Raw genomic sequence first — 20376 nt, 5'->3', positions numbered from 1 at the left:
AATGGCCAGTTGGCAATATTCACCATCGCCCCTATGCGGGATGTGCCGCATAGGGTGATGACTATTATCGACTATTTCGCCGCCGCCTTAGCTCCAGCCAGCATATCCGAGAGATTGGCAACGATCCCCGCCGCCTCAATCTGCAGAACGTCCTTGGCGCTCTTGCGGGTTTTCTCAATGGCGATATCTGCGCTCAGGCTTCGCTCGTTGGACTGAAGACCGTCATCCGGACTGTTGTTGAAGCCATCATCGGATTTTTTGCGGGCTTTCAGACGGTTTTCTTCCGCCGTCATTTCGTTGCGGCGTTCCGTTTCATTGAGAGAAAGCTCCGCCTTTTCGCGCTGTGCTTTCAACACCGCAATGTCATCCACAAACTGCTGGAACTCAGGATTATCCTTTACCCGGGCGTCGTGAAGGTTTTGCAGCTGGGGCAAGAGTGGCTTGATATCGCCGGAACGCTTATATTTTGCCGGTTTGACTTCGCTCCAAGGCAACGCGTTGTCGAAGCTCGACTCGCCAACAGTCTTCAGATCAAAGAGCCCAGGCAGGCTGATATCCGGCGTTACGCCACGCAGCTGCGTCGTACCTCCGTTAACGCGGAAGAACTGGGCGATGGTCAGCTTAAGCTCACCGAGTTTTGGCTCTGGATTGTGCGCCACCTCGTCAAGATTGACCACGGTCTGCACCGTGCCCTTGCCGAAACTCGGTTCTCCGATAATCACGCCCCGACCATAATCCTGTATCGCCGCCGCAAAAATCTCGGACGCCGACGCCGACCCACGATTGATCAGCACGCCGAGCGGCCCCTGCCAGGCAGGCGTCGACCGATCATCACTTTCAACCTTGACCTTGCCATTGGCATTACGCTGCTGGACGACCGGACCTTTTCCAACGAAAAGACCGGTCAGATCAATTGCTTCCGACAACGAGCCGCCGCCATTGTTACGGAGATCGAACAGGATGCCATCGACATTGTCCTGTTTCAGTTCGGTAATGAGCTTGGCGACATCGCGGCTGGCGCTGCGATAATCCTTGTCGCCTTTTCTGCGCGCTTCGATATCTTCGTAGAAGGCAGGCAAGGTGATAACGCCGATCTTGCGCGTGGCATTGCCATCCTTGACCTCAAGCACCGATTTCTGCGCAGCCTGTTTTTCCAGGCTGATCTTGTCGCGAACCAGACTGATGATCTGGTGCTTCGCGTCCGGTCCTGCATTGGCGGGCAGAATATCCAGGCGCACCACCGAGCCTTTGGCGCCACGGATCAGCTGTACAACTTCATCAAGACGCTGGCCAACCACTTCCTTCATCGGTCCGGTCTCGTCTTGACCGACACCCGTAATGCGATCACCGACTGCGATTTTACCCGACCCCTGAGCCGGGCCACCGGCCACAAGCTCGCGGATCGTGATGTAGTCGTCCCGTTCCTGCAAAACCGCGCCGATACCGACGAGAGAAAGCTTCATCGATATATCGAACTCAGCAGAAGCACTGGCGCCGAAATAATCCGTATGGGGGTCAACCGAGGTTGTATAGGCGGCCATGAACATCTGGAAAACATCGTCGCTCTTGTATTTGTAAATACGTTCAAGCGAATTCTGATAGCGCTTTTCCAGCGTTTCGCGGATCGAGGCATCATCCTTGCCAGCCAGCTTCAGGCGCAGCCAGTCATTCTTGACGCGTTTTCGCCAAAGGTCCTTGCTTTCCTCATCCGTTGCAGGCCAAGGTGCCTTGTCCCGCATCAGCGGATAGCTTTCCTGCTCATTGAAATCGAACTTCGTGTTCAACAGGCTGCGCGCATAGGCCATGCGGTCGGTAATGCGCTTTTCATAAACATTGAAGATGGAAAACGGGATGCTCAGATTTTCCTGTTTGATTGCGTCGTCAATCTTGGTTTTGTCCGCCATAAACCCGTCAATGTCGGATTTAAGGAAGATCAGCCGGTCCGGGTCCAACGATTTGATAAACCGGTCCATAATTTTGGCCGACAGAGCATCGTTGAGTGGCACTGGCTTATAATGAAAACGCGACAAAAATTCAGAGGTCAGGCGCGCGGCCTGAACCTGCTGCGGCAGCGGCTTGAGGTCCGGCGGTGTGCCAGCCTCGAAAGCAAGTGCAGGTGAAACGGTTGCCAGAAGGAGGCAAAGAGAAGCAAATTTTAGGCGTTTCAAGTGTTGCCCCGTTGTTCAGCGCGAGATGTACGTACCGATCTATGTGGAGCAATTATGGTTTTTTGGCAACCGCGCTTCCCTCAATGGCGGGGTGCGGCCAAGGTCTTTCACGCCAATCAGTAACGAATGTACATATTTCTGTGAGGCAAATCCCCGTCCGGCGACTATGCTTTCGCTACGCGCATTTGGGGAAGCCCCGGTAAAGCAGGTCAAATTGGGTTCAACACTTATCTTGATACGTACGGCTCACTGTCCGACCGCCTGATCATCGACGGCGGCGGGGCATCTGGTTCCACTCGGTTGGAGGTGACGAATGCGGGCGGGCAAGGCGCCATCACCACCGGAAGTGGTATTCTTATTGTCGATACAGCCAATGACGGAACGAAGGGAGACCGGCGCGATCCATCTCGCGGGTCCAGCCGTGGCTGGCCCTTGGGAATACTCGCTTTATCGCGGCAGTATTGACGCTTCCGGCCAAGAGAACTGGTATCTCCGATCCGAGCTTACGCGCGTACCCCCCACACCACCAACTCCTCCCCACCAACACCGCCTGTTTCACCCATCCAACCAATCCCGAACCCAACACCTGATTACGGACCAGAAGTGTTCCTTTATGCTCCAATACTTTCGATGGGAGCCATTTATGGCAGGCAGTTGATCGGCTCATTCCCTGAGCGTGTCGGCGAAGAAGAGTAACTCAAAGACCGCAAACCTGGTACAACATGACAACCAGCTCAAACCGGGCGACGGAATTTGGCTTCCCTGATCAAGATGTCAAAGGCTTCGGTATGGCAATCCCAGCTACAGCACGACCTTTGATTCCGACAATTATGCCTGGAATGGAAAGCTCGGCGTGCGCGTGAACTGGTAGGCGACAGTGTTGGCCATAGCTGAACCGGCTTAGCTGTGCAGCATTTCCGATGGAGCAGGCGCCCCAAGCTGGGCACCTTTCCATATTGCAGACGCACCGGGATCGGAGAACAGCAGGCGCAAATGCCCTATGAGCTGCCCGGCGCGCGGGTCCGCTACGCGATAGACGACCGCGCGCGCTTCGCGCCTCCCTTCGATAATACCAGCCTCGCGCAACTCCCCAAGCTGCTGTGACAGGGTCGGCTGGTGAACATCCAGCACGTCTTCCAATTCGCTTACCGAGCGCTCGCCTTCCAGCAAGACGCACAGGATCGAAAGCCGCACGGGATTGGATATGGCTTTCAGAAAATCAGACGCTGCGCCGACCGCCCGACATTTCACCTTGGGCACATGGGCTTTTGGAGTGGCTTTCTCGTTCATGATCGTCGCGCCCTGCCATTCAATCTCAAAAATAGAGCAAACAAGGAATGGTTTTCCAAGTTCCGCCGAAGGTTTAATCAAGCCTTCCTTCGGTGCCTGCCTGAATCCCATTATATAAATTTATATAACGAATTTGCAACCGGACCCCGTTTTCATGGCATTCAAGATCGGCTTTCATCCCAATAATCTGCATCTGACGCTCGCGTCTCGCTGGCCGGGGGCTTTCGCCGATTTCAAGCCGGAATTCGTGCCTTATCCGGAAGGCCGCGACACCGCCCAGCAGCTTATTGCCGGCAATATCGACATTGGTGGCACGGGGTCCACGCCGCCCATTCTTGCAGCGGAGAGCGGACTGCCGGTGACCTATGCCGCAGCATCTGCGCCACGGCCTGCAAATGGTGCGATACTGGTTGCGAAGGATACTGATATCCAGACCGTCGCCGACCTGAAAGGGCGCGATATTGCGCTCGTCGATGGCTCCTTTCACACTTATTTTCTCGCAAAAAGTCTGGAGCAGGTCGGGCTTCGTCTTGATGATGTAAAACGGCATGATCTTCTGGCGAGCCCTTCGCGTGAACTGCTCCGTGCCGGCAAAGTGGCGGCGTGGATTGCCATGGCGCCGCATCTCGAACAGGCGCTCGCCAGTGGCGAATTCCATGTCTTGCTGCATTGCGGCACCACAATTCCCAATCGCTCGGTGTTCTGGACGATCGGACAGCGCAATCTGCCGGACGATGTAATCGATGCGTTTGCGGTGGAACTCGCCCGGATCGGTCGTGAGATTATCGCGCATCCTGAACAGGCCGCAGCCCTTCTCGCCAAGGACGCCGACGACAATGAGCGGCGCGCCTGGACGCGGGTGATCCAGGAACGCAACTGGCACATCGTGCCCGCTGACGACACGCTTTTGCGCGAACAGCAGGCGGAGGCAGACATACTGCTTCGCCATGCTGCGATCAGCCGCAGACTGGAAATTATAGCAGAGCATAACGAGGCAGAAACAGCATGAATGTCCTTTGGTACATGTGCGCGCCAGACGGCGCTTATCCCTGGAAACCCGAGGGCTCACGCGTCGTCGATTACGGCTACTACAAGCAGCTTGCACAGGCCTATGACCATCTGGGTTATACCGGCGCGCTTTTTGCCACCGGCGCTCATGATGTGTGGCCGCTGGCTGGAGCCCTTCTGCCCTTTACGGAGCGCATGAAGTTTCTGCTGGCCTTCCATCCGGGTCTGGTAGCGCCAACGCTGCTTGCCAAGATGGCGGCGACATTTCAGGAGTTTTCCAATGGCAGGCTGATGCTGAATGTCGTTTCCGGCGATGCCAAGATGCTTGGCGCTTATGGCATGATGTTGCCGCATGACGAACGCTATCTGATGGCCGACGAGTATCTGACGCTGTGGCATCGTCTTATGGCAGGTGAAAGCGTCACCCATAACGGCAAATATTTCCAGACCGAAGGCGCAAAACTGGCCCTTCCTGCCGGTTCGTCGATTGCCCCACCGCCACTATGGTTTGGCGGATCGTCGGACAGCGCAATCGAAGTCGCGGCAAAGCATGTCGATACCTATCTTTCGTGGGGAGAAACGCCCGAACAGATGGACGAGAAGGTCAGCCAAGTCAAAGCGCGCGCCGCAGCGCATGGGCGCGAACTGAAATACGGTATCCGTCTTTATGTAATCGTGCGCTCGACTGACGCAAAGGCGTGGGAAGCAGCAGCCGACCTTTACGACCAGATGGATGAAGCGGCCATGGCGGGCAACAAGCGCTTCGTTTCCAACACGGACTCTGTCGGCCAGCAGCGCATGACGGCAATGCATGGCGGCGTGAAACCCGACAATCTGCGCGACCTTGAAATCTCACCCAATCTCTGGGCGGGTATCGGTCTCGTCCGCCCCGGCCCCGGCACCGCAATCGTCGGCTCGCCCGACACGGTTATTCGCACACTTGAAGCTTATCAGGCCGTGGGCGTCGATACGTTTATCCTGTCGGGCATGCCGCTGCTGGAGGAAGCCTATCGTTTCGGCGAAATGGTATTGCCGCGCCTTCCTGTCGAGCGGCCCGTCGCTGAGCGCAAGCAGTTTACGTGGTCAACCCTGTTCGACCGGGATCTGACCGGAAAGGCCGTCAATGGCTGATACGAGCGCTCTGGAGAAAACGGCGACCGTCGGTTCTCCTTCGGTCGGCAATGCCAAAGCAAGTCCGCGCTTCCCGCAATGGATGCGCAGGCTTATATCGCCCATCGCCATCCTGATCTTGTGGCAACTGGCGAGCATGACGGGGCTTTTATCGGCCCGCACGCTGGCGTCGCCTGTAGACATCGCGGCAACCGGCCTGCGGCTGCTGGCTTCGGGTGAACTTGTGACAGGTTTGGCCGTGTCGTTCCTCCGCGTCATTGCAGGCTTCTCCATCGCGCTTGTCGTAGGCGTCGCACTGGCACTTTTCGCCGGGCTTTCCAAACTCGGTGAAACCATCATCGATCCGCCGGTACAGATGCTGAAGGCAATGCCTTTTCTGGGGCTTCTTCCGCTCTTCATCCTTTGGTACGGTATAGGTGAAGCACCAAAGATCGGCATGGTTGCCTTTGGCTCCGTCTTCCCGATCTATCTGACACTGCATGGCGGCATTCGCGGCGTTGATCGCAAGCTGATCGAAGCCGGACGCACCCTCAATCTCAGCACGCTCGAAATCATTCGGCATGTCGTGATCCCCGGCGCTCTGCCCTCGTTGCTCGTCGGCGTACGCTATGGATTGAGCATCGCATGGCTTAGCCTCGTGGTGGCAGAACAGATCAATGCCTCCAGTGGCATAGGCTATATCATCACTTATGCACGCGATTTCCTGCAAACCGACGTCATCGTGGTCTGCCTGCTGGTCTACGCGTTCATGGGGCTGCTCACTGACGGGCTGGTTCGCGCTATCGAGGCCTATGCCCTGCGCTGGCGCCCTGCGGTGATATCATGAGCGACATCGTAAAAATTCGTGGCTTGTCGCGGTCCTTCGGCGGACCGGCAATTCTTGATGGTATCGATCTAAGCATCGCGCCGGGGGAATTCGTAGCCCTGCTTGGCAGAAGCGGCTCAGGAAAATCCACGCTTTTGCGCGTGCTTGCGGGGCTCGACGAAGCCCCGGCCAGTACGCTGGAGATTCCACAACGCCGTGCCGTCGTCTTTCAGGAACCGCGGCTGATGCCGTGGAAAAGTGTGATTGACAATGTTGCGCTCGGTGTGCCGAACGCCCGCAACAGCGGCAAGGCCGCGGAAGCGCTGGCCGATGTCGGTCTGTCGCACAGGATCTATGCATGGCCTCTGACATTATCTGGCGGTGAAGCACAGCGGGCGGCCTTGGCGCGGGCGCTGGTGCGAAAACCGCAACTGCTTTTGCTGGACGAGCCATTTGCAGCACTTGATGCGCTGACGCGTCTTCGCATGCACGACCTGGTGTTCAACCTCTGGCGCAAGCACAAGCCAGCAACCTTGCTGGTGACGCATGATGTCTGGGAGGCTGTCGCTTTGGCCGACCGCATTCTCGTTCTGGATCAGGGACGTTTCAGTCACGATCTGCGTGTCGATATCGATCACCCTCGACAGAGAACAGATAAACGCGCTGCTGCTATCGAAACCGAATTGCTGGAAGCGCTGGGCGTCCGGCATTCCGTCCTGCACCCTTAAAAGCGGAGATATTCAATGAAAAGACTTCAAATTCTGGCCGCCCTTACCGGTGCGGCAATGACACTTGCGAGCACAGCGGCGTTCGCCGCCGATCAGGTTGTGCGCATTGGCTGGCTTCGCGGCCCCAACGACATAACACTGGCCAAATCACGCGGCACACTGGAACAAGCCCTCGCGGAAAAAGGCATTAAGGTGGAATGGGCTGGCCCATTTCCGGCTGCAGCCCCAGCCTTTGAAGCACTGAATGCGGGCAGCATCGATATTACCGCTGGCAGTTCGACATCAGCCATTGCTGCGCTGGCGGCAAATATTCCGCTGACGATCTTCGGCTATCAGAAAATGTCGCCGGGATCGGAAGGGATCGTTGCCAAGAAAGATGCTGGCATCACGTCGATCAAGGATTTGGCAGGCAAGAAAGTCGCCGTCAACCGCGGCGGTACGGGCGAATATCTGCTGATGCAAGGGCTGGAGACAAACGGTATCGATCCGAAAAACGTCGAGCGCGTCTATCTTAGCCCAAGCGACAGCGGCCCAAGTTTTGTGCAAGGCCATGTCGACGCCTGGGCGACATGGGATCCTTTCGTGGCAATCGCCGAAAAATCCTATGGCGGTCAGGTGATTGCGGATGGCGCTGCCATTGGTTCCGACAATGCTGTCGTTCTGATTTCAAGCCGAGAATTTGCCGAAAAGAAAGCTGACGAGCTTCAGGCGATTTTCGATGTTCTGAAGAAAGACAATGCCTGGGCCGTGGCGAACAAGGCGGACGCTGGCGCCATCTGGGCCAAAGAAATGAATATACCCGCTGAACTGGGGCAAGTGATCGGTGAGAACAATGCCGTTCCGACGACCGCCGTTACCGCAGCAGATGTCGAGCAGATTGGGAAAATTGCCTATTGGTATGCCAAGAGCGGTATCATTCCCCAAAAGCCCGATATCAAGGCAGCTGTTGTCGAGCTGAAATAATCAACACGATTCCGCCTGCATCGGTTTTTCAAAACGGATGCAGGCGATGCTTTGGTTTTGCCAAATGATGCGCTTGACGGTAGAAGCTCTTCAAAGCCAGCCGGAGCATCCCTTGAAAACCATCGCAGTTGATTTTGAAACGGCCAATGAACAGCGCGGAAGCGCCTGTTCAGTTGGATTGGCATGGATTGAAGATGGCCGCGTTGTGCGCGTTGAAGAGCGCCTTATCCGACCGAAGGATATGCGGTTTTCCTCATTCAATATCGCCATTCACGGCATTCGCCCCGAGCATGTCGAAGATGCCGGAGAGTTTCCCGAAGTCATGGATGAGTTCGCAGATGACTTCGCGGGCGCGACGATGATCGCCCACAATGCTGCTTTCGATTTCAGCGTCTGGCGCGCATGCCTCGACCAATATCGGCAAAGCTACCCGGAGTTTCAGTATCTGTGTTCGGTAAAAATGGCGCAGAAGGTCTGGCCGGACCTCGGCTCCCACAAGTTAAATGTTTTGGCTTCGCATCTCGGTCTCACCTTCGCACACCATAATGCGGCGGAAGACGCGGCCATCTGCGCCGAAGCCACAATCTCCATTGCACGTTCGCTCGGTGCACAAGCCTTGCACGAGGTTCCGGCCATGATCGGCATGAAGCCTGGTCGCTTGTTCGCCGGTGGCTACGAGCCCTGCACTTGCCGAAAACGCTGAGTGCGCGCTACTTTAACGGCTTTTGTTAAAGTAGCGCCCGAAGCATCACTGGATGAGGCGACCGCCGTCAATGACGAGATCGGCTCCATGGATCATGCGTGCATCGCTTGAGCCAAGAAACGCAATCGCCGCCGCTACGTCGCACGGTTCGACGATGCGGCCCGACGGATTCATTTTCGAGAAGGCTTCACGCGCCGCATCTTCCGTCCCGAACTGGCTCGCTGCCTTAGCGGCTACAAGCGGCGTCCAGACATAGCCCGGATGCACGACATTGATGCGCACATCATGACCATTGCGCGCAGCCGAAAGTGCTGCATGTTTCGTAAGCGAGCGAACCGCCCCTTTCGACACGCCGTAAGTGCCGTTATCGGCAGAGCCGGTATAGGCGGCCAGTGAACCGAGATTGACGATTGCCGCCCCTGCGCCCTGTTTCATTGCTTTCAAAGCGGCCTGTGTTCCGAGCAGAACGCCGTCCAGATTGACCTTCAGCACGCGATGAAACTCATCGAGCGGAATATCGGTGATGGGCTGTGGTACGGGCGTTATCACGCCTGCATTGTTGACCAGCAGGTGCAAAGCACCGCTTTCAGCGAGGATCGTATTGATCGCCTCGTCCCAGCTTTCCGCCGAACTGACGTCAAGCGTAAGTACCTTCGGAAGTGTCACACCCTGATAGGCTTCCGTAATCCGCCCCGCGTCATCGGCAGTCAGATCGGCCAGATAAACAATTGCGCCCTCTTCGGTCAGTCGCCGACCGATGGCCAATCCCATGGCGCCAAGTCCACCGGTTACCAAAGCCACCCTGCCATGGTAGCGCGCGAGTTCAGTCGTCTTTGACACTTGCTTCATCCTTGAGCATGAGAAATCTTTCACGGGGCGCGTGTTGTCCCCCATGTTCGCCCGCCATAACTGGCAAGTCGGTTAGGTTACGATGCGTGGCCCAGATAGATTTCCCGGATGACCGGACTGGAGGCTATTTCCTCGGCGCTGCCTGTATGCACCACGCGTCCGGTATCTATCACGCTTGCAGTATCGGCATGGCGCAGCGCCTTTTCCACCAACTGCTCCACCAGAATGATCGCTGCTCCCTCTTTGGCGAGCTGCGCGGCAACGTCGAGGATGCGATCCACTACGATAGGGGCAAGTCCGCCTGAAGGCTCATCAAGGACGAGCAGACGCGGCTCGGCAAGAATGCCCTTACCAACCGCCAGAATCTGCTGCTGACCACCAGAAAGTGAAGACGCAGGATCGTTCTTCTTGGACGCCAGTTCAGGAAAAAAATGGTAGATGCGCTCGTAATCTGGCTTTTTACCACGTTTTTTGCCAGGATAAGCCGCTACCTCAAGATTGTCCTGCACTGTCAGTGAAGGAAAAATGCGGTGGCCTTCCAACACCTGAATCAGTCCAAGCTCGACGATCTTTTCGGGGCTGGCACTGGTAATATCCTCGCCGCCAAAACGGACCCGACCGCTGCGCTTGCCGATCAAACCGGAAACCGCGTGAAGCATGGTACTTTTTCCGGCACCATTGCGACCGAGAATGGCGTGGAACTCACCGGCATGGACGTTGAGCGACGCGCCGATGACCACGGGCGCCTTGCCATAAGCCACGCTCAGATCTGTGATTTCGAGCAACGGCGTGCCGTTATGCATCATTGCCATGCTCTCAACTCCCCAAATAAACGCGGACGACTTCCGCATCGTTACGCACTTGATCAGGCGCGCCTTCCGCCAGAACCGCGCCAAGATTGAGCACGGTAACGTGATGGCTCAAACGGAAGACAAAATCCGTGTGATGTTCGACAAGGAGCACGCCAATGCCCGCCTCCGCCACCGACTGGATAATCTGTCCGAGATATTCGATCTCACGACCCGTCAGCCCCCCCGCGGGCTCGTCGAGAAGCAATAGTTTTGGTCTGATCATCAAAGCACGGATGATTTCAAGGAAACGCCGCTCGGCATGTTCAAGATGTTCGCAACGCCGCCCGGCGAGATGTCCGAGACCCGACGCATCAAGCAGCGCCTGCGCGCGCTCGCGCATTTTGCGCTCTTCGCGCCTTGAGCGCGGCATATGCAGCGCGGTTTCAACGAAACCGGCCTGAACTGCGCCCCATCCACCGAGCATGACATTGTCGAGCACGCTTAAAGAGGGCAACAGCCGCGGTTTTTGAAAGGTTCGCGCGATACCGGCGAGTGCGCGGGCGCGCACGTCAAGACGGCTGATATCCTGGCCGCCAAGCACCACCCCCCCCTCATCGATCATGTAATAACCGCTGATGAGGTTGAGCATCGTGGTCTTGCCGGAACCATTTGGACCGATCAACCCGTGAATCTGGCCAGCCTGAATGGAAAGCGACACAGCGTTGACGGCTTTCAGCCCACCGAAGCTTTTGGAAACATTGCGCGCTTGCAGCATGTCCGGGCCTAGAACGCCGGTGCTCTTTCTTACTGCAGGATCTATCATGTTCATATCAGGCTTTCTCCTGCAAAAGGGCCGTCAATGCGGGCATGTTGGGCTCTTGCGCGCCGCGCTGATCATCTGATGCGCTCTTTCCGACGATGTTGCCAAGATGGTCTTTGGCCCAGACACCGAGTCCTTGCGGTATTGCGAGAACCACCGCGAGCAAAATGCCGCCATAGAAGAACGCCGTATAGCGCTGCATTGAAGCGAATACATCGGGGATCACGGCAAGCAGCAGCGTGCCGACCATTGGACCGATGATCGATCCGCGTCCGCCGATAATGATCGCCGTGAAGAACATCAACGAGACGTCGAAATTGAAGGCTTCCGGCGTGATGTGGCTTTGAGCGCGTGCGAAAAGTCCGCCTGCAACGCCCGCACAAAAGCCCGAAAAGAGGAAAACGGTGAGCTTTGTACGAAAAATTGACACTGCAACGCTCTGCGCCGCCACTTCGCTGTCGCGGATGGAAATCATCGCACGGCCCCACATGCTGCGAGCCAAGTTCCAGGTCATAGCCGTCACGATGGTTGCTATGCTAAGTGCAAGCCAGTATTCGCCGATTGTGCGCTTGAATGGCGCTGGGAAAGCCGGAACCGCTAGGCCAACCGTGCCGCCGGTAAGACCCGAGAAACCGAGCGCCAGTTCCACCATGATGAGCGCAAAGGCAATCGTTGCGAGCGCAAAATAAAAACCCGGGAGCCGCAGCGATGGCAGGCACAAAAGGCCTGCGGCAAGCGCGGTCACGCCACCGGAAGCAATTAGCGCCGCATAGGGGTGAAGCCCCAGCTTGCCAGCGAGAATCGCGAATGCATAGCCACCGATCGATAGAAGACCGACATGGCCGATGGACATCAGGCCGACATAACCGACAAGCAGGTTCAGTCCGGCAACGATGATCCAGTAGATCAGAACCATTTCTCCGATGCGGAGCAGATAGCGATCATTGGTGAGAAAGGGGAAGGCAACGGCGAGGCCGATGCCGATGAGGGCGAAGAGAAGGCCCTGATGTGATTTCACGTTCATACCTGGCGTACCCGCTTCTTGCCGAACAATCCCGAGGGGATAAAGGTCAGGAGGATGACAAGCGTCCCGACTGCGATGGTTTGCTGGAATTCCGAGCCGAAGACATAAGCGACGCAGGTGGTGACTACGCCGAAGATGATGCCGCCCGCCAGCGCGCCGATGTTGGAACCGATCCCGCCAATCGCAAGCGCGATGAAGCCATTGAGCGTCAGCGTCAGCCCAAGCGCAAAATAGGCGTAGGTGAGCTGTCCCGTCATGAACCCCGCCAGAGCGCCTAGCGCACCAGCAATGGCATAGGAAAGCGAGCGCATGCGGATCGCTGAAATGCCACGAGCACTGACCGCAAAAGTATCGTCTGCGAGCGCGACGAAGATTTTGCCGATTGTCGTCTTGCGGTAGAACAATGCAAGCCCGCCCGCCATGAGAAATGCCGTCACAATCGGAAGCCAGTATTTCTGGTCCAAAATGCCAGCATAGTCTTGGGGAATGAGCCGAGGGAACGGTCTCGGCTCTGTTCCCCACCAAAGCGCCATGCCTTGCTGGACAATCGTTGCAACGGCAAGCGTGGACAGAATCCAGAGGTGGTCATCTCCACCATTCATGGTGCGGCGAATGGCGACAAGTTCCGTCAGCCAGCCAAAGATCAGACCAACGACGATAACGAGCGGTAGCGAGGCCCAGATCGGCCAGCCAAGATCGCCGAGCGTCCATGCGCCGACAATGCCGCCGACCATGGCGAACTGTCCGGCGCCCATGCTGAGCACCTTGGAGGTCGAGTACATCACGTTGTAACTTAGGGCCACCGTGGCGTAGAGGCACCCCAGGGCTAGCCCCGAGATCAGAACGAGAAACATGGTTTAGTCCTCTTGGTGACGGGCTCCACGCACCGCGCGAGAGTCCGCCGACAATCGATCAGGCCAGCGTGAAGCCGCCGTTCTGGAACGAAGAAATCGTGAAGAGCGCGTATTCGTCCATCGACAGTCCTTCCCGGCTGCCCGGACCGAAACCGACCTTGCCGAACAGTGTTTCCGTCGTTCCCATGGTTTCGAGAGCTGCGATTACGGCATCGGTCTCAACGCTACCGGCTTTCTCTACGGCAGTAGCCCAAAGCTTGGTCGACGCATAACCAAGAAGTATCCAGGTTATACCGTTCTTGAGCTGTGGCCCGACAATCGAAGCCTGCTCGGCCAGCAGGGTTTCAATGCCTGCGGCAAACTTGCCATTGCCATCCACTGCAAGATGACGGAAGCCCACGCCGACTGCACCGTCGAGATATTCCTTCTTCACGAGATCAGTGATCTGGGCATTCAGCGCAATCGGTGCACAGATGGCAGGAATATCCCACTTCTGCTCACCACGCGCCGTCAACACGCGCGCCATGAAGGATGATGCAGCCGACCAGACCAGAAGCACATCCGCGCCGCTATTGCGCGCCTTGATGATATCGTCGCCCAGATCCACCTTGTTGGCGTCCAGCGTGCCGACATAGACCGGCTCGATGTTGCGCGCCTTCATCTTTTCAAGCGCAAGATCGCGGCAGAGAACGCCATAAGACAGATTATCTACGAAGAGCGCGATCTTCTGCTTCTTGTAGTGATCGAGAGCGAAGGTGATACCGGCTTCAATTTGCTGCCCCGCCGACCCGCCAACGCGGAAAATCGTCGGATAGGCTTCCGGGTCGATCACGTGATCGATCAGGGCCGTCGGCATATTGATCGTGTTGGCTTCGGCGATAAAGTCGCGGATCGGCATCGCTTCCCCGGAGGTGTTGGGCCCGAAGAGCACATTTACCTTTTCCGAGAACAGAAGTTCCTGCACGAAATTCACAGCCTTGCCGGGATCGGCAACCGTATCGCGAGCGACCAACTCCAGCGGGCGGCCAAGCACACCGCCCTTGGCATTCAGTTCTGCGATGGCCGCCTTGTGGCCGGCATCCTGCGCCAATGCGCCCGTTGAATAGGGGCCGGAAAGCGCGGCAAACCAGCCGATTTTTACCGGATCGCCCGAAGCCGCGCGAACAGCAGACTGGAAACCAGGCAAAAGTCCAGCGGCCATGAACCCCGCGCTGGACAGCAGCAGGTTGCGTCGATTGATCTGCATTATTATCTCCCATATAAACTCTCGGCGGGTTTCCGATATTGAACCTTCAACTTCAACCCATTTTCGATTAGAGTTCACCTGTCGAACGCAATTTGCCGCGCCGTCGAGCACTAGTGCCTATGGAACCAACCAACAAAAGAAACTTTGCCCCTGTTCGCGCTCTGGAGCGCGGTCTGGCGCTGCTACAAGACCTTTCTCTCTATAAGGGCGCGCATCCGCAGCAGATTGCGCGACGGCTGGAATTGCCGCGTCCAACTGTGGTTAGACTTCTCGAAACGCTGGAAGGGCTGGGTTTTGTCGAGCGCAGTCCCTCCGATGGCAGCTGGTATCCGACGCTCTACGTCCGGTCGCTTTCTGACGGCTATAATGACGAAGCATGGGTGCGCGAATGCGCGGCGCCGGAAACCGAGCGGCTTGGCAAGCAAATTCTATGGCCCGTCGATCTGCACACATTGCAAAACGACATGATGCTGGTGCGGGAATCGACGCACCGCACCAGCCCCTTTTCCATTCAACACGGGCTTGTCGGCACGCGATTGCCCATACTGCATACGTCTTCCGGACGAGCCTATCTTGCCTTTTGCCCAGATGAAGAACGGGAAGCCATTTTGGACCGGCTTGCGCAAAACCCCGCCAATCAGGCGGCGCTTGCGGGCGACCGCCGCCATATCACGCAGCAGATTGCCGCCACCCGTCAGCAAGGATATGGATTGCGCAGCGGTGAGCTGATCCGCGCGACCAACAGCCTCTCCGTGCCCGTTCACGCCAAAGGGCGAGTACAAGCGGTAGTCACGGTGGTGTGGTTCGTGTCGGCGCTTCCAGTGGCGGAAGGTGTTAGACGTTTTCTCGAACAGGCGCGGGAATGCGCGGCGCGGATTGCTCAAAAATGCGAAGCTTTTCCCGACATGACCATGCGTTATCGACGCGAAAACTCCAACTCCACAGACTAAGTCGTTCTTCCGGGGGCACCGTTCATCTGGTGAACGCAACTCCAATTCGATCTGGCCTTGGACCGCTCGTCACAGCATAAGGCCCACGAATGCGCGACCCCGATCGGGCCGCGCCCGACGGATCGAAGGGAGTTACAACGGTGCGACTGGTTTCATTTACGACAGCGGATCAAGGGGCGGGTTATGGGTTCATTACCGATGCGGGGCTGCACAAGTCTTCTGCCGCTTTCAAGGCTCGCTACCCTGATCTGCGGGCTGTTTTGAATGCCGACGCCGTGGCCGAACTGGCTGCACATACGGAAGCGCCAGTTACGGTATCGGAAGTTACTCTGGTTTCGCCAATTCCAAACCCGGACAAGATTCTCTGCATCGGCCTGAATTATGCCGCGCATATCAAGGAAACCGGTCGCGAAAAGCCAAAATATCCTTCGATCTTCACGCGCTATTCGTCGTCTGTTCTTGGGCATGAAAATCCGCTGTTGCGACCAGCCGTTTCCAAGGAATTCGACTATGAGGGCGAACTCGCTGTCATCATCGGCAAAGCGGGTCGCAATATCCGCGCCGAAAAAGCCGCAGATTACATCGCAGGCTATTCCTGCTTCAACGACGGCTCTATCCGCGACTTCCAGCGCCATACGACCCAGTTTTGGCCGGGCAAGAGCTTCGACGACACCGGCTCAATGGGACCATGGATGGTCACGAAGGACGAACTGCCAAATCCCGAGGAACAGCATCTACGTACCCGCGTGAACGGCCAGGAAGTGCAGACGACGCCGATTTCGGATCTGGCTTTCTCCATTGGCGAAATTATCGCCTATGTTTCGACGGTGACAAAACTGCTTCCCGGCGACGTCATTGCCACCGGAACACCCGGCGGCGTCGGCAAGTTCCGCGAGCCTCAACTCTATATGTTCGCTGGCGACCGTGTTGAAGTCGAAATCACCGGTATTGGCACGTTGTCGAACCCAATCGCTGACGCAGCCTGATTTCCGCAGGCCCCGCCAAAAGCGGGGCCAATCCAAGTTTACGCGAGGGAAAAGGCCATGGCCATCAATGCTCTGGGATATATCGGCGTGCGCTCCGACAAGCTTGATGATTGGGCCGACTTTGCCTCCGGCTTGCTTGGTATGCAGAAAATTGACCTTGCCGCCGGTCAACTAGCTTTCCGTATGGATGACCGCATGCAGCGGTTGATCGTGCTTGACGAGCCGGGTGAAACGCTGTCCTGCATGGGCTGGGAAGTCGAGTTTCAACACGACCTCGATCAATATGCATCGCGTCTGGAAGCGGTCGGCACCCGGGTGCATCGGGCCAATGTCGCCCTTTGCGATCAGCGCTTTTGTGCGGACATGGTCTGGTTCGACGATCCGATGGGCAATCGCATCGAGCTGATCTGGCAGCCGATGATTGCCACCGATCCTTTTGTCCCGGGTCGCACCATATCAGGGTTCAACACCGGCCCGCTTGGCATGGGACATGCCGTGCTGCATGTGAAGAATATCGAAATCATGATGCCCTTCTATCGGGACAATCTGGATTTCCATGTGACTGATTATGGACTGAAGCCCTATGGGCTCTACTTCTTCCATGTCAATGACCGCCACCATAGTTTTGCAATGGTTGGGTCCGGTCAACAGGGGTTCCATCATTTCATGGTTGAGTTTAAGAACCTTGACGATGTTGGACAGGGATATGATCTCGCGGGACTAGAAGATGGTCGGCTGGCCTATACGCTTGGACGCCACACCAATGATTACATGACATCGTTTTATGCAAACACACCTTCGGGTTTCTTTGTAGAAAACGGCTGGGGCGGAAGACAGATCGATCCCGCAAATTGGGAACCGCATGAAACCACGGACGGACCTTCCTTCTGGGGGCATGAACGTCTCTACCTGACGGAAGAAGAAGGCCGGAAGCGCCTGCGCGACATGCGGCTCGACGCCGCCGCACGAGGCATTCGGGCACCGGCGGTGGCCGAATGCCCCTGGCTCTACGAGGCCATCAAGAACGAGCGTTCATAAGCCGACGCAATATCAATTGAGTCTCTGTTCAGTCTCTGCGTCAAAGAGATGGATATTCGCAGGATCGAGCATGACTTCGAACTCTTCGCCTGGCTGAACTTTATGACTTGGGGGCAAAGCGGCAACGAGCCTTTGTGGGCCAACGGTTCCCGTTACAATCAGTTCGGGACCCGTGAGTTCGGCGATGTCGCATTTCATGCGCAGAACGACACTTTGACCTTTCCGCTCCCGCCCTATTGCTTCTGAACGAACCCCAAGCAAAATACGTCTGCCAGCCGCAATATTCGGTAGGTTGCCAATTGGAATGCTGGTGTCCGTACCGTCAATCGTCAGACGATCTCCGCTGAATGTGGCTTCCAGCATGTTCATTGGCGGCGCGCCGACGAATGTCGCCACATAAAGCGTCGCGGGCCGGTTATAGACATTTTCAGGCGTGTCCAGTTGTTCAATGCGCCCATTGCGCATGACCGCAATCCGCGTCGCCAATGTCATCGCCTCGATCTGATCGTGCGTAACGTAAACCATCGTGGTTTTCATCAATTGATGCAGTCGCTTCAACTCGGCACGCATTTCCATGCGCAGTTTTGCATCCAGATTGGACAATGGTTCATCGAAAAGGAACAGTTTGGGGTGACGCACCAATGCGCGACCGATTGCGACACGCTGACGCTGGCCACCGGAGAGCTGCGCGGGCTTTCGATCCAGCAGGTTTTCGATCTGCAAAAGGCGCGCTGCTTCCAGCACGGCTTTATCCCGCTCCGCAGCTGGTACTTTTCGCATCTCAAGACCGAAGCCGATATTGCGCTTCACATTCAGATTTGGATAGAGCGCGTAGGACTGAAACACCATCGCCGTATCCCTGTCCTTGGGGTGTACGCCGACGATAGACCGCTCATCAATGCGAATGTCGCCGCTTGTCGGTTCGGCCAGACCCGCGATCATGTTGAGCAATGTCGACTTGCCGGAACCGGAGGCACCTAACAGCACCAGAAACTCACCGCTGGCGAGAGACAGATCGATACCTTTGAGGATTTCTGTCGACCCGTAGCTCTTGCAAACATTGCTTATGGTCAGGGTGCTCATACAAGCGCTCCTTCAGCATCCGACATATAGGCCCGCGGGCTTGTGGAAATGGCCTTCGAGGCACTGCGTGTGGCGGCCTGCAAGCAGTCCTCAACCGAGCGGCCCTTGGCGAATGACGCAAGAAAAGCTGCGTTGAAAACATCGCCCGCGCCGATTGTATCGATAACCGTTACCTGAGGCGCATTGACCGATACGACGCTGCCATCATGTCCAACCGCGAAGGCGCCATTCGAGCCGCATTTAACGATAAAAAGGCCGCCATCCGGCATCGTCCGGCAGAGATTGTGGGCGGCCTCAACCGGATCGGCGGAGTTTCCAAGATTGATCGTCTCAACCTCGTTGAACATGACAAACTTGCTGCGTTTCAGCCATGAAAGTGCGCGGCTTCGGTTCCGCTCCGTCCAGCCTTCGACCGGCCAGCCGGTATCAAGCGCCACATCGATGTTGTGGCTGTCGGCCCAATCGAAAAACTGATCATATGCATCCGCCAGCCTGTCGGTCAGAAAACTTCCGCAAAGAAGGGCCAGTCCGCCGGACAAGGCCTCACCATCAAGTGCCGACAGGGCATCTTCAATTGAAAAATGCGGCAGATGACCGAGTGTCGTGAAGAAAGTCCGTTCTCCATCCGGATGCGTCAGGCCGACGGACAGAGTGGTTTTTCCAGCAAACGCCGCCCATTGTCTGGCATGATCACCAAAATTCTCAGCGAGCCAGCGACCAAACTGATCGGCGCCTGTATTCGCGGCCATTTGAAATGGAACTTCCAAAGCCATCAGTGTCAAAGCCGAGTTTCCCGCCGAACCGCCGACGCGCAATTCGTCATGGCTGACAATGTTCTCGGTTCCCGGTTGTGGCCAAGCCGCAGTCGGTCCCAGGATCATATCAACATTGACGTTGCCGATAATTGCAATTGGCCTCACTCATTCGCTCCGGGTGATTTTGGAAGAACGGACCGGCGTACCGGCATTCTCGACACGTTGGTCGGCAAAGGCTATCATGAGCCGTTGCGCAGCTGACAGGATCGTGAAAATGGCGCCAAGTCCGCTTGCTGCGGGAAACGAAATCGTTACAGCACCCGGAACAGGCGCATCACCGGAGGCGTCAAACACTACCAGTTTGGCTCCCGTTTCAGCAACAGACTGTCCCATCGCCGTCACCAGCGGTGCGGTCGCATCGTTGCCCTTGAAGAGGATAACTGCAACCTTTGGCGAGAGCATTTCCATCGGCCCGTGACGCAGTTGGCCACCCTCCAGCGAATAGCTCGGCACGCGCGAAAGCTCGGTAAACCCGAGAGCAATGGCTTCTGCTACCCCCTGCAGACTGCGCCCCGAGGTTACAATCGTGTTGACATCAGCGATGCAATCAAGCGCTGCATCAATCGCCACAGTTTGGGGGGAATTCAACACGTTGAGTGCGGCTCGCGGATCGTCTCCGAGTGCCGCCAATATGGCGAGATGCAGAGCGAAACTAATTGTCAGGCTACGGGTTGCTGCAAATGCAAGCTCCCCGCCGCCATGCCCCACCAGGCAGTCGACTTTGCTGGCGAGAAACGACCCAGCATCAAGCGTCAAACCGAATATATCGGCCTGCCCCTTTTTCTCGGCGAACCAGCGGACGACTTCCGCACTTTCACCGGACTGGGATGTGACCAGAACCGTTTTGCCATCAATGGGTAAGGCAGCGCCAAGCTGCTCTGAAAGCGGTATGGCAACTGCATCGATATTATGGGCGCGATAAAGCGGCTCCACCGCACGACCGACCGCGTGCGACCCGCCCATCCCCAGCAGGAGCAGCTTGCCGGTTTTACGTAAACTCCCGGCGATCTTCTCTGCCAGTTCGCGATTATCCTCAAAGGAAATAAGAGCATCGCCAAACTGGCGCGCCATCTCTTTATCGATTGCGACAAGTCCTTCGGGACGCTGCTTTTGCGTGTTCATCA

Annotated in this window: 21 protein-coding genes; 10 read left to right on the top strand and 11 right to left on the bottom strand. The window is 56.7% G+C overall.

Translation table 11 applies throughout. The features are described 5' to 3' along the window. Window positions 1-71 precede the first annotated feature (71 nt). The gene (locus HWD97_RS10440) at window positions 72-2168 is read right to left on the bottom strand and encodes a carboxy terminal-processing peptidase (protein ID WP_371835002.1); all 2097 of its coding nucleotides are present in this window, start codon (window positions 2166-2168) and stop codon (window positions 72-74) included. A 183-nt stretch (window positions 2169-2351) separates the two neighbouring features. Here HWD97_RS10440 and HWD97_RS10435 point away from each other — a divergent pair, with 183 nt between their 5' ends. Continuing rightward, window positions 2352-2633, top strand: coding sequence for an autotransporter outer membrane beta-barrel domain-containing protein (locus tag HWD97_RS10435; RefSeq protein ID WP_109366067.1), 282 nt, complete (start codon window positions 2352-2354; stop codon window positions 2631-2633). 435 nt (window positions 2634-3068) lie between these two features. Here the strand turns inward: HWD97_RS10435 and HWD97_RS10430 are convergent, their stop codons facing one another. Then, window positions 3069-3458, bottom strand: a complete 390-nt coding sequence (locus HWD97_RS10430; protein WP_109366432.1) for a helix-turn-helix transcriptional regulator — start codon at window positions 3456-3458, stop codon at window positions 3069-3071. Between the two features lie 154 nt (window positions 3459-3612). On the opposite strand from HWD97_RS10430, the gene HWD97_RS10425 reads away from it, so the two are divergent. From HWD97_RS10425 to HWD97_RS10400, 6 genes are all read left to right on the top strand, one after another. After that, window positions 3613-4467 (top strand): ABC transporter substrate-binding protein, encoded by an 855-nt coding sequence (locus HWD97_RS10425; protein WP_109366069.1) that lies wholly within the window; start codon window positions 3613-3615, stop codon window positions 4465-4467. Next, on the top strand, window positions 4464-5597 hold the full coding sequence (locus HWD97_RS10420) for an LLM class flavin-dependent oxidoreductase (RefSeq protein ID WP_109366070.1): 1134 nt from the start codon (window positions 4464-4466) through the stop codon (window positions 5595-5597). The genes HWD97_RS10425 and HWD97_RS10420 overlap by 4 nt, the downstream gene beginning before the upstream one ends. Beyond that, the gene (locus tag HWD97_RS10415) at window positions 5590-6423 is read left to right on the top strand and encodes an ABC transporter permease subunit (protein WP_319080247.1); all 834 of its coding nucleotides are present in this window, start codon (window positions 5590-5592) and stop codon (window positions 6421-6423) included. The genes HWD97_RS10420 and HWD97_RS10415 overlap by 8 nt, the downstream gene beginning before the upstream one ends. Further along, a complete protein-coding gene (locus HWD97_RS10410) occupies window positions 6420-7130 on the top strand; it encodes an ABC transporter ATP-binding protein (RefSeq protein ID WP_109366072.1) in 711 nt (236 codons plus the stop codon). Before HWD97_RS10415 ends, HWD97_RS10410 begins: the two co-directional genes overlap by 4 nt. Before the next feature lie 15 nt (window positions 7131-7145). Continuing rightward, the gene (locus tag HWD97_RS10405; protein ID WP_109366073.1) at window positions 7146-8093 is read left to right on the top strand and encodes an aliphatic sulfonate ABC transporter substrate-binding protein; all 948 of its coding nucleotides are present in this window, start codon (window positions 7146-7148) and stop codon (window positions 8091-8093) included. A 112-nt stretch (window positions 8094-8205) separates the two neighbouring features. Then, window positions 8206-8796, top strand: a complete 591-nt coding sequence (locus HWD97_RS10400) for a 3'-5' exonuclease (RefSeq protein WP_109366433.1) — start codon at window positions 8206-8208, stop codon at window positions 8794-8796. A gap of 45 nt (window positions 8797-8841) precedes the next feature. On the opposite strand, the gene HWD97_RS10395 is transcribed toward HWD97_RS10400, so the two are convergent. From HWD97_RS10395 to HWD97_RS10370, 6 genes are all read right to left on the bottom strand, one after another. Next, a complete protein-coding gene (locus HWD97_RS10395; RefSeq protein ID WP_210205540.1) occupies window positions 8842-9636 on the bottom strand; it encodes an SDR family NAD(P)-dependent oxidoreductase in 795 nt (264 codons plus the stop codon). Window positions 9637-9722: 86 nt separating this feature from the next. Further along, entirely contained in the window at window positions 9723-10451 is a 729-nt protein-coding gene (locus tag HWD97_RS10390; RefSeq protein ID WP_371835001.1) for an ABC transporter ATP-binding protein, read from the bottom strand. Window positions 10452-10461: 10 nt separating this feature from the next. Then, on the bottom strand, window positions 10462-11265 hold the full coding sequence (locus HWD97_RS10385) for an ABC transporter ATP-binding protein (protein WP_109366076.1): 804 nt from the start codon (window positions 11263-11265) through the stop codon (window positions 10462-10464). A gap of 1 nt (window position 11266) precedes the next feature. Then, window positions 11267-12280 (bottom strand): branched-chain amino acid ABC transporter permease, encoded by a 1014-nt coding sequence (locus HWD97_RS10380; RefSeq protein ID WP_109366077.1) that lies wholly within the window; start codon window positions 12278-12280, stop codon window positions 11267-11269. Beyond that, window positions 12277-13134, bottom strand: a complete 858-nt coding sequence (locus tag HWD97_RS10375) for a branched-chain amino acid ABC transporter permease (RefSeq protein WP_109366078.1) — start codon at window positions 13132-13134, stop codon at window positions 12277-12279. Before HWD97_RS10375 ends, HWD97_RS10380 begins: the two co-directional genes overlap by 4 nt. A gap of 58 nt (window positions 13135-13192) precedes the next feature. Next, the gene (locus tag HWD97_RS10370; RefSeq protein ID WP_109366079.1) at window positions 13193-14380 is read right to left on the bottom strand and encodes an ABC transporter substrate-binding protein; all 1188 of its coding nucleotides are present in this window, start codon (window positions 14378-14380) and stop codon (window positions 13193-13195) included. Window positions 14381-14499: 119 nt separating this feature from the next. On the opposite strand from HWD97_RS10370, the gene HWD97_RS10365 reads away from it, so the two are divergent. The 3 genes from HWD97_RS10365 to HWD97_RS10355 all read left to right on the top strand — a co-directional run bounded on the left by HWD97_RS10365 (window position 14500) and on the right by HWD97_RS10355 (window position 17354). After that, window positions 14500-15330 (top strand): IclR family transcriptional regulator C-terminal domain-containing protein, encoded by an 831-nt coding sequence (locus HWD97_RS10365; RefSeq protein ID WP_371835000.1) that lies wholly within the window; start codon window positions 14500-14502, stop codon window positions 15328-15330. Window positions 15331-15470: 140 nt separating this feature from the next. Continuing rightward, window positions 15471-16316, top strand: a complete 846-nt coding sequence (locus HWD97_RS10360; RefSeq protein WP_109366434.1) for a fumarylacetoacetate hydrolase family protein — start codon at window positions 15471-15473, stop codon at window positions 16314-16316. Window positions 16317-16373: 57 nt separating this feature from the next. Beyond that, complete coding sequence (locus HWD97_RS10355; RefSeq protein ID WP_371834999.1) at window positions 16374-17354, top strand: VOC family protein; 981 nt, start codon at window positions 16374-16376, stop codon at window positions 17352-17354. Between the two features lie 12 nt (window positions 17355-17366). Here HWD97_RS10355 and HWD97_RS10350 read toward each other — a convergent pair whose 3' ends face one another. Genes HWD97_RS10350 through HWD97_RS10340 form a run of 3 tightly spaced genes read right to left on the bottom strand, consistent with a single transcriptional unit; the run spans window position 17367 to window position 20374 of the window. Further along, window positions 17367-18437, bottom strand: a complete 1071-nt coding sequence (locus HWD97_RS10350; RefSeq protein ID WP_109366082.1) for an ABC transporter ATP-binding protein — start codon at window positions 18435-18437, stop codon at window positions 17367-17369. After that, complete coding sequence (locus HWD97_RS10345) at window positions 18434-19357, bottom strand: carbohydrate kinase family protein (protein WP_109366083.1); 924 nt, start codon at window positions 19355-19357, stop codon at window positions 18434-18436. The genes HWD97_RS10350 and HWD97_RS10345 overlap by 4 nt, the downstream gene beginning before the upstream one ends. After that, window positions 19358-20374 (bottom strand): SIS domain-containing protein, encoded by a 1017-nt coding sequence (locus HWD97_RS10340; RefSeq protein ID WP_109366435.1) that lies wholly within the window; start codon window positions 20372-20374, stop codon window positions 19358-19360. Window positions 20375-20376: the final 2 nt, after the last annotated feature.

Source organism: Ochrobactrum sp. C6C9, from assembly GCF_022627935.1.
GTDB classification, from domain to species: domain Bacteria; phylum Pseudomonadota; class Alphaproteobacteria; order Rhizobiales; family Rhizobiaceae; genus Brucella; species Brucella teleogrylli.
The sequence above is the reverse complement of the archived record's forward strand: the minus strand, read 5'-3'. Positions and strand labels throughout refer to the sequence as shown.

Coding starts and splice junctions, on each gene's coding strand:
- HWD97_RS10420 (WP_109366070.1), top strand. CDS start 4,464: ATGAATGTCCTTTGGTACATGTGCGCGCCAGACGGCGCTTATCCCTGG.
- HWD97_RS10380 (WP_109366077.1), bottom strand. CDS start 12,280: ATGAACGTGAAATCACATCAGGGCCTTCTCTTCGCCCTCATCGGCATC.
- HWD97_RS10370 (WP_109366079.1), bottom strand. CDS start 14,380: ATGCAGATCAATCGACGCAACCTGCTGCTGTCCAGCGCGGGGTTCATG.
- HWD97_RS10415 (WP_319080247.1), top strand. CDS start 5,590: ATGGCTGATACGAGCGCTCTGGAGAAAACGGCGACCGTCGGTTCTCCT.
- HWD97_RS10355 (WP_371834999.1), top strand. CDS start 16,374: ATGGCCATCAATGCTCTGGGATATATCGGCGTGCGCTCCGACAAGCTT.
- HWD97_RS10390 (WP_371835001.1), bottom strand. CDS start 10,451: ATGATGCATAACGGCACGCCGTTGCTCGAAATCACAGATCTGAGCGTG.
- HWD97_RS10425 (WP_109366069.1), top strand. CDS start 3,613: ATGGCATTCAAGATCGGCTTTCATCCCAATAATCTGCATCTGACGCTC.
- HWD97_RS10430 (WP_109366432.1), bottom strand. CDS start 3,458: ATGAACGAGAAAGCCACTCCAAAAGCCCATGTGCCCAAGGTGAAATGT.
- HWD97_RS10405 (WP_109366073.1), top strand. CDS start 7,146: ATGAAAAGACTTCAAATTCTGGCCGCCCTTACCGGTGCGGCAATGACA.
- HWD97_RS10385 (WP_109366076.1), bottom strand. CDS start 11,265: ATGAACATGATAGATCCTGCAGTAAGAAAGAGCACCGGCGTTCTAGGC.
- HWD97_RS10365 (WP_371835000.1), top strand. CDS start 14,500: ATGGAACCAACCAACAAAAGAAACTTTGCCCCTGTTCGCGCTCTGGAG.
- HWD97_RS10340 (WP_109366435.1), bottom strand. CDS start 20,374: ATGAACACGCAAAAGCAGCGTCCCGAAGGACTTGTCGCAATCGATAAA.
- HWD97_RS10375 (WP_109366078.1), bottom strand. CDS start 13,134: ATGTTTCTCGTTCTGATCTCGGGGCTAGCCCTGGGGTGCCTCTACGCC.
- HWD97_RS10350 (WP_109366082.1), bottom strand. CDS start 18,437: ATGAGCACCCTGACCATAAGCAATGTTTGCAAGAGCTACGGGTCGACA.
- HWD97_RS10410 (WP_109366072.1), top strand. CDS start 6,420: ATGAGCGACATCGTAAAAATTCGTGGCTTGTCGCGGTCCTTCGGCGGA.